Origin of the sequence: Natronococcus sp. (assembly GCF_047921035.1) — an archaeon.
GTDB lineage: Archaea > Halobacteriota > Halobacteria > Halobacteriales > Natrialbaceae > Natronococcus.
The window spans coordinates 19,838-27,414 of the sequence record NZ_JBLRWX010000048.1; the positions used below are offsets into that span (position 1 = coordinate 19,838).

Annotated in this window: 8 protein-coding genes; 5 read left to right on the forward strand and 3 right to left on the reverse strand. The window is 67.7% G+C overall.

The features are described 5' to 3' along the window. Position 1: 1 nt before the first annotated feature. Complete coding sequence (locus ACNA7R_RS11335) at positions 2–1,813, forward strand: ribosome biogenesis/translation initiation ATPase RLI (RefSeq protein WP_416283674.1); 1,812 nt, start codon at positions 2–4, stop codon at positions 1,811–1,813. A 15-nt stretch (positions 1,814–1,828) separates the two neighbouring features. On the opposite strand, the gene ACNA7R_RS11340 is transcribed toward ACNA7R_RS11335, so the two are convergent. Both ACNA7R_RS11340 and ACNA7R_RS11345 read right to left on the reverse strand, forming a co-directional pair. Further along, complete coding sequence (locus ACNA7R_RS11340) at positions 1,829–2,074, reverse strand: YMGG-like glycine zipper-containing protein (protein ID WP_416283675.1); 246 nt, start codon at positions 2,072–2,074, stop codon at positions 1,829–1,831. Between the two features lie 116 nt (positions 2,075–2,190). Beyond that, the gene (locus ACNA7R_RS11345; protein ID WP_015321632.1) at positions 2,191–2,712 is read right to left on the reverse strand and encodes an archaemetzincin family Zn-dependent metalloprotease; all 522 of its coding nucleotides are present in this window, start codon (positions 2,710–2,712) and stop codon (positions 2,191–2,193) included. A gap of 39 nt (positions 2,713–2,751) precedes the next feature. On the opposite strand from ACNA7R_RS11345, the gene ACNA7R_RS11350 reads away from it, so the two are divergent. The 4 genes from ACNA7R_RS11350 (at position 2,752) to ACNA7R_RS11365 (ending at position 6,355) form a co-directional block, all read left to right on the forward strand. Beyond that, positions 2,752–3,162 (forward strand): UPF0146 family protein, encoded by a 411-nt coding sequence (locus ACNA7R_RS11350; RefSeq protein WP_416283676.1) that lies wholly within the window; start codon positions 2,752–2,754, stop codon positions 3,160–3,162. Between the two features lie 42 nt (positions 3,163–3,204). Next, entirely contained in the window at positions 3,205–3,843 is a 639-nt protein-coding gene (locus ACNA7R_RS11355) for a DUF3267 domain-containing protein (protein ID WP_416283677.1), read from the forward strand. A 39-nt stretch (positions 3,844–3,882) separates the two neighbouring features. After that, positions 3,883–4,755: a TIGR01548 family HAD-type hydrolase gene (locus ACNA7R_RS11360; protein ID WP_416283678.1), complete on the forward strand. Its 873-nt coding sequence runs from the start codon at positions 3,883–3,885 to the stop codon at positions 4,753–4,755. A gap of 70 nt (positions 4,756–4,825) precedes the next feature. Further along, positions 4,826–6,355 (forward strand): FAD-dependent oxidoreductase, encoded by a 1,530-nt coding sequence (locus tag ACNA7R_RS11365; protein WP_416283679.1) that lies wholly within the window; start codon positions 4,826–4,828, stop codon positions 6,353–6,355. A gap of 1 nt (position 6,356) precedes the next feature. Here ACNA7R_RS11365 and ACNA7R_RS11370 read toward each other — a convergent pair whose 3' ends face one another. Beyond that, a complete protein-coding gene (locus ACNA7R_RS11370) occupies positions 6,357–7,208 on the reverse strand; it encodes a glycerophosphodiester phosphodiesterase (RefSeq protein ID WP_416283680.1) in 852 nt (283 codons plus the stop codon). Positions 7,209–7,577 lie beyond the last annotated feature (369 nt).

Here is a 7,577-nt window from a genome sequence, read left to right on the forward strand (position 1 = left end):
GATGGCCGACGACAGCATCGCCGTCGTCGACCTGGATCGGTGCCAGCCCGACCGCTGTAGCTACGAGTGCAAGAACTACTGTCCGCCGAACCGTACCGGCAAGGAGTGTATCACGCTCCGGGGCGAGGAGGCCGATCAGGGCCAGCCCGACCAGATCCACATCTCCGAAGAGATCTGTCTGGGCGAAACCTGTGGCATCTGCGTCGAGAAGTGTCCGTTCGACGCCATCGAGATCATCAACCTGCCCCAGGAGCTCCAGGACGACCCCGTCCACCGCTACGGCGAGAACGCCTTCTCGCTGTACGGCCTACCGGCGCCCCAGGAGGGACAGGTCACGGGTATTCTGGGTCCGAACGGGATCGGGAAGACCACCGCCGTCCGCATTCTCGAGGGCGAACTCCAGCCCAACCTCGGTCGCGACGAGGCCGTCGGCTGGGACGACGTGCTCGAGGCCTACCGCGGAACGGAACTGCAGGACTACATCGCCGACGTCCGCGACGGCGAGGTCACCGTCGCCCGCAAACCCCAGTACGTCGACCAGATCCCCGAGAGCTTCGACGGCAACACCCGCGAGCTGCTCGAGCGAACCGACGAACGCGGGGCGCTGGATTCGCTGGTCGAACGCCTCGAGATCGGCCCCGTTATGGACCAGGCGATCGAGGACCTCTCGGGCGGGGAGCTCCAGCGGGTCGCGCTCGCGGCGACGCTGGCCCGCGACACGGACTTCTACTTCCTCGACGAGGTGACGCCCTACCTCGACATCGGGCAACGCGTCACCGCGGCGCGGCTGATCCGCGAACTCGCCGAGGAGGAGAACCGATCGATGCTGGTCGTCGAGCACGACCTCGCGATCCTGGATCTGCTCGCCGACACGCTCCATGTCGCCTACGGTGAGCCCGGCGCCTACGGCGTCATCACCTCGCCGAAGTCGGTCCGCAACGGGATCAACGAGTACCTCTCGGGATACCTCGACAACGAGAACATGCGGATCCGCCAGGACCGCATCGAGTTCGAGGAACACGCCCCCCGGACCGCGACCCACGGCGACGTGCTGGTCGACTACCCCGACCTCACCAAGAGCTACGGCGACGGCGAGTTCACCCTCGAGATCGAGGGCGGCGAGATCCATCGCAACGAGGTGCTGGGCATCGTCGGTCCCAACGGGATCGGGAAGTCGACGTTCGCGAAGCTATTGACGGGCAACCTCGAGCCGACCGCGGGCGACGCCGACCTCGACCTCGATATCTCCTACAAACCCCAGTACGTCACCATCGACCAGCACATGCGGGTCGACGCCTTCCTCTCATCGATTACGGACCAGTTCGGGTCCTCGTACTGGAACACCGAGATCGCTCAGCCGCTCCAGTTAGAGCGGATCATGGAGCAGAACCTCTCGGATCTCTCCGGCGGGGAGCGCCAGCGGGTCGCCATCGCGGCCTGTCTGTCCGACTCGGCGGATCTCTACCTGCTCGACGAACCCTCGGCCCACCTCGACGTCGAACAGCGGGTCCAGGCCACCAGCGCGATTCGGCGCTACGCCGAACAGCAGGACGCCACCGTCATGGTCATCGACCACGACATCTACACGATCGACCTGCTGGCCGACCGCCTGATGGTCTTCGAGGGCGAGCCCGCGATGGAGGGGCGCGCCAGCGAGCCCCAGCCGATGCGGGAGGGGATGAACGAGTTCCTCTCGAACCTCGAGATCACGTTCCGGCGGGACGAGCGGACCTCGCGGCCACGGATCAACAAGCCGGAGTCCCAGCTCGACCGCGAACAAAAGCGGGAAGGCGAGTACTACTACTCGCCGTAGGTCGATTCGACGGCGCTACTCGTTGTTCGACTTCGAGAGTACGTCGCCGAACTGCTCTTCCTTGCGCGTTCGCAGCTCGTCGAGTCGTGACTGGGCCGACAGCCGGCTCTCGCCGACCGTCGCACCGACGAGGGCGCCGATCGCCGCACCGGAGCTCGCGGCGTTCTTGTTGAACAGCCCGCCGATGCCGGCGCCTGCGGCGGCGCCGATCGCTGCGTACCGTGCGCGACTGAGTGCGAGTTCGAGTTGCTGTTTTACCATACCGATGACTCTACACGGAAGGGAAATAAACGTGTTCCCGGAGAATCGCAACCACGAACACGTACGGCGCCCTGAACGGCTGTTCAGCGGTTTTCGGCGTCGGTGGCCGACGATCGTCAGTGAACGTGTCGCTGGCAGCTTCCGCAGAGGTTCTCCTCCTTAATGTCGACCTCTCGGACGGTCGGCGAGAAGTTCATCACGCAGCGATTGTTGTCGCAGTGCTCGAGGCCGTAGGTGTGGCCGATCTCGTGGACGATCTCCTTGCGGACGCGGTTCTCGAAGATCTCGCTCGCGCTCTTGTTCGAGAAGCCGCCGTCGCTCGAGGTCTGCAGGCGGTACGTGGAGACGACGCTGCCGCTGCCGTCGAGGTAGGCGAGCCCGAAGACGTAGTTTCGACGCCGGTAGAAGAGGTCGTGGGGGGTGATGGCGATGTTCTTCTCGCCGCGACCGACCCGTTCGGCGAGCTGGATGAACGTCTCCGCGCAGTACTGGTTCCGGCCGGAGTCGTACGCGCCGGTCGGAACCGACTGCGAGTCGTTGACCGTGACGTCGCAGTCGTAAACCGATCGCAACGCGGAGGAGGCGGCCCGCTTGACCTCCGCGGAGACGCTGCCGACCGGCACGATATCGACGAGCATGGCAACTGCTATGACCGCGTGTAGCATAAACGTCCCGCCATGACCGATTCCCGCGGAACTCCTGGAACGTTCGAGGACGCACTCGCCGGCTACGACCGGGTCGTCGAGGTGGGGATCGGACGCCGGACCGATCTAGCCGCGAGGCTGGCCGAGGCGGACGTCTCGGTGACCGCGACCGACGTCACGCGGCGGGCGGTTCCCGACGCCGTCGAGTTCGTCGTCGACGATATCGTCGATCCCGATCTCACGGTTTACCAGGGCGCCGACGCGATCTACGCCCGGAACCTGCCACCCGAACTCCACCGGCCGACGCTCGAGGTCGCCGAGCGGGTCGGCGCCGACTTCCTGTTTACGACGCTGGGAGGCGACCAACCCGCGGTACCGGTCGAACGGCGGACGGTTCGCGAGGGAACGCTGTACGTCGTCCGTGGCAGCGATGCGCCGCGATAGAACACGAAGGAGTTACCCGGATTCCCGAGAGTAGGGAAAACGATGGCCGTCGAGTCGTTACCGCCCGCGTCCACCGTCCTCACCGTCCTCGCGCTCCTCGTCGCGCTCGCGGTCGTCCTGCGCGGACTGGGATTTCTCCTGCGGATCGCGATCCACCTGTTCGTCCTCCCGGGCGTCGTCGTCCACGAGTTCGCCCACGCGACCGCCTGCCGGCTCGTCGGTGTCAGGGTGATCGAGGCCGTCTACTTCAGGTTCGGGAATCCGCCGGGGTACGTCCGCCACGCCACCCCCGATCGGTACCGCCAGTCGGTGGTCATCAGCGTCGCCCCGTTCCTGCTGAACACGCTCGTCGCGGTCGCCGCCTTCGTCGGCGCCGTCGTTCTCGTCTCGACAGCGGGCGGCGTTCGGACGGCCCCGCTCGAGTACGCCGTCGCCGCCGGCGTCCTCGCCTGGATCGGGCTCTCCGTCGGGATGTCGGCGTTTCCGAGCACGACCGACGCCCGAACCCTGTGGACTCGCTCCCGGCGGGAGTGGCGCCGATCCCCGGTCGTGTTGCTTGGCCTCCCGGTCGTCGCGCTGATCTACGTCGTCAACGTCCTCTCCTGGCTGTGGGCCCACGTCCTCTACGCCCTCGGACTGTTCGTCCTCGCGTTCGTGACCGTCGACGCCGTCGCGATCTGAACCGTCCGGCTTTATCCCCCCGAGTGCGTCCGTCATCGTATGAACGCAGACGCAGTCGTTCTCGACATCGACGGCGTGCTCGTCGACGTCGCCGACTCCTACCGCAGAGCGATCGTCGAGTCGATCGAGCACGTCCACGACCGCACGATTCGCGCGGAAGACATCCAGGCGTTCAAGAACGCGGGCGGGTTCAACAACGACTGGGAGCTGACCTACGCCGCCGCCCTCTACGTGCTCGCGACCGCGGAGGGGTACCGCGCGTCGATCGACGAGTTTACCGACGCGATCGCCGACCGGGGCGGCGGGCTCGAGGCCGCCGAAGCCGCCGTTCGCGAGGCGATCGGCGCCCGGGCGACCCAGCGCGTGACCGATCGGTGGGACCGCGAGGAACTCCGAGACGTCTTCCAGCAGCTGTACCTGGGTAGCGAGCTCTACCGCGGCCTCGAGGGCGGCGAGCCCGACCTCGAGACGCGGGGATTCATCCACGACGAGCCCGTCGTCCTCGAGCCCGAGACCCGGGATCGACTCCTCGCCGAGTACGACGTCGGCGTCCTGACCGGCCGCCCCGAGGCGGAAGCCGAGATCGCCCTCGAACGGGTCGGCCTCGAGGAGGCGATCCCCCTCGAGCACCGCTTCACGATGGACGACTGGGAGGAAGGCAAGCCCCACCCGCGGGCGCTGACGACGCTCGCCGAGCGGTTCGACGCCGACGCCGTCGTCTTCGTCGGCGACACCTTGGACGACGTGCGGACCGCAAACAACGCGGCGGGAACGGATCCCGACCGGACCTACCGCGGCGTCGGCGTGCTGACGGGCGGCCTCACCGGCGAGGACGGCCGTCGAGCCTACGAGCGTGAGGACGCCGCGGCCGTCCTCGAGTCGGTCAACGAGCTGCCCGACCTGCTCGAGTAGCTCGGGCGGCAGCCTGCAGCTCCCCCCATCCGTTTTTTCCCCGCCTTCGCCGTACTACCCGCAGATTCAGATGTCCGACTTCGCAAGCGGCGACCTCCCTGGCGAGGCGACCTCCGTCTGGCTCGCGAGCACCCGCGAGGACGACCCCGATCCCGACCCGCTCGAGGGCGATCGGAGCGTCGACGTCGCCGTCGTCGGCGCTGGGATCGCCGGGCTCTCGACGGCGATCGAGCTGCGCGAGCGGGACCTGACCGTCGCCGTCCTCGAGCGGGATCGCGTCGCGACGGGGATCACCGGGAAGACGACGGCGAAGCTGACCAGCCAGCACGGGACGATCTACGACCACCTGCGCCGGGAGTTCGGCCCGGAGGGAGCGAGCCGGTACGCCGCTATCCAGGAGGAGGCGATCGATCGGGTCGAGGGCCGGATCGAGGAGCTGGGAGTCGACTGCGGGTTCGAACGCCAGCCCTCGTACCTCTACAGCGACGAGCCCGACGAGATCGAACGAGAGGTCGACGCCGCTCGCGCGGCGGGACTCGAGGCCAGCTACGTCACCTCAGTCCCGCCGTTCGAGCGCGCCCAGGCCGCGGTCCGGTTCGACGACCAGGCCTGGTTCCACCCCCGGAAGTACCTGCTCGCGGTCGCCGACGAGCTCCGGGCCGACGACGGCGCCCACCTCCACGAGGAGACCCGCGTGACGGACCTCGAGGACGGAACGCCCTGTTTCGTCCGAACCGAGCGGGGAACCGTCCGGGCGAAACACGTCGTGCTCGCGACTGGGTTCCCGATCCTCGATCGGGCGGGCTACTTCGCCCGGATGCACCCGAAACGATCGTACGTGCTCGGAATCCGCCTCGACGGCGACCCGCCGGAAGGAATGTACTACCGCAGCGGCGACCCCTACCGCTCCGTGCGCACCTACCGCGACGACGGGGAGGAGCTGTTGCTGGTCGGCGGCGAGAACCACAAGACCGGCCAGGGCGGCTCGACCGCCGACCGATACCGACGCCTCGAGTCGTGGGCCCGCGAGCGGTTCCCCGTGGACGAGGTCGCCTACCGGTGGTCGACACAGGACTACAAACCGGTCGACAAGATACCCTTCATCGGCCGCGCCGGCGCGGGAACGGAGAACGTCTCCGTCGCGACGGGCTTTCGGGGCTGGGGGATGACCAACGGCACCGCCGCGGGCCGGCTGCTGGCGGCCGATATCGACGGCGAGCCCGTGCCCGAACTGGACCTGTTCGATCCCCTCCGGCTGACGCCGAAGGCCTCGCTGGGCAAGACCCTCACCGAGAACGCCGACACCGCGAGCGAGTTCGTCACCGACTGGTTCCAGACGCTCGTCACGCCGGATCTCACGGCGCTCGAGCCCGGCGAGGCGAAGGTCGTCCGCAAGGGCGGCAAGCCCATCGCCTGCGCCAGAGACGAGGACGGGGAGATCCACGCCGTCTCGGCGGTCTGTACCCACATGTACTGTCTCGTCGAGTGGAACGACGCCGAGGAGAGCTGGGACTGTCCCTGCCACGGCTCGCGGTTCGATCCCGACGGCGAGGTCCTCGAGGGGCCGGCGAACGAGGACCTGCCGGCTCGAGAGAGGTGAGCTACCGGGTGGATCCTGTTCCCGTCCCTGCTCCCCTCGTCGCCTCGAGCCCGGGGTAGTCCACGACGATCCCGTCGACACCTGCCGCGGCGAGTTCGTCGAACTGGAGCCAGCTATCGACGGTCCAGACGTTGACCGTACGACCCTCCTCGTGGGCGAGTTCGACGACGTCGAGTGCGGGCTCGCTCGTCGGGAGCCCATAGTAAGGTTCGGTCGCGAGCGCAGTCCCCGCGATCGCGTTCCGCGGCGGGTGAATCGCCTCGCAGTCGTACCGGCGGGCGATCTCGAGGCCGGCCTCGAGGTCGTCCCGGACGAGCGGTGCGGCCGCGTAGTCGGCAGTGTCCCGAAGGGCGGCGAGCGCGCCCTCGCAGAACGACGAGAAGAGGAGTTCGCCGCCGAAGGCCTCGCAGTCCTCGAGGACGCGCTCGACGAAGGGCCGCCACAGCTCCCGCCGCTTCTTCCGAGCGTCCGCCGACAGGGACTCGCCGACGCGCAGGTCCGCAGTCCCCGGGTTCTTCAGTTCGGCGTTGATCCCGATCGTCTCGGGGACGGCCTCGAGCAGTGCCGACAGCGTCGGGATCGACTCGTCGGTTCCCAGCACCGACAGCGACTCGAGCGTCTCGAGTGGCGTCTCCCAAACGAACCCCGAGGCGTCGGTGACGGGTCGACCGTCCCGCGTTCCCTCGAGGCGCTCGTCGTGGAAGACGACCGGGGTGCCGCAGGCGGCGGGCTGAACGTCGATCTCGAGCATCGCGGTTCCCTCGTGCTCCACCGCGGCGAGGGCGGCGGCGACGGTGTTTTCGGGCGCGATACCGGCGTAGCCGCGGTGGGCGATGACGGCGGGAGTGTGCATACCGACGACCACGGCGGCGCGCCCTATCAGTGGTTGGCAGTGTGGTTCGGTCGGGTCGCTGTGCAACTCGCGTTCAGCACAGGTGAAGTGGATATCGACTAGTTCAACTGAATCGCCTCGCGCTCGTGGTGGCGCGCGCTGGCTGACGGCGAGCAACGAGCGAGCCGTCAGCTAACACTGTGCGAGGGATGAACGAGCGACTGAAAGGAGTGAGTGAATCGGCTGGGGAGGGCGTGGCAATCCCGTGTGTTCGCGTAAGCAGGACTGCTCCCGTGAGAACTACCGCGAAAGCCCCCTTTCATACGGATTGCTGTAACGATTTACCGGTGCAACCGCCGCACGGGTCGCGGTTGCGCCGGTAATGACTTA

Excerpts from the sequence above, each read along its gene's own strand:
- ACNA7R_RS11340 (WP_416283675.1), bottom strand. The coding sequence starts at position 2,074 with ATGGTAAAACAGCAACTCGAACTCGCACTCAGTCGCGCACGGTACGCA.
- ACNA7R_RS11335 (WP_416283674.1), top strand. The coding sequence starts at position 2 with ATGGCCGACGACAGCATCGCCGTCGTCGACCTGGATCGGTGCCAGCCC.
- ACNA7R_RS11350 (WP_416283676.1), top strand. The coding sequence starts at position 2,752 with ATGACCGATTCCCGCGGAACTCCTGGAACGTTCGAGGACGCACTCGCC.
- ACNA7R_RS11355 (WP_416283677.1), top strand. The coding sequence starts at position 3,205 with ATGGCCGTCGAGTCGTTACCGCCCGCGTCCACCGTCCTCACCGTCCTC.
- ACNA7R_RS11360 (WP_416283678.1), top strand. The coding sequence starts at position 3,883 with ATGAACGCAGACGCAGTCGTTCTCGACATCGACGGCGTGCTCGTCGAC.
- ACNA7R_RS11370 (WP_416283680.1), bottom strand. The coding sequence starts at position 7,208 with ATGCACACTCCCGCCGTCATCGCCCACCGCGGCTACGCCGGTATCGCG.
- ACNA7R_RS11345 (WP_015321632.1), bottom strand. The coding sequence starts at position 2,712 with ATGCTCGTCGATATCGTGCCGGTCGGCAGCGTCTCCGCGGAGGTCAAG.
- ACNA7R_RS11365 (WP_416283679.1), top strand. The coding sequence starts at position 4,826 with ATGTCCGACTTCGCAAGCGGCGACCTCCCTGGCGAGGCGACCTCCGTC.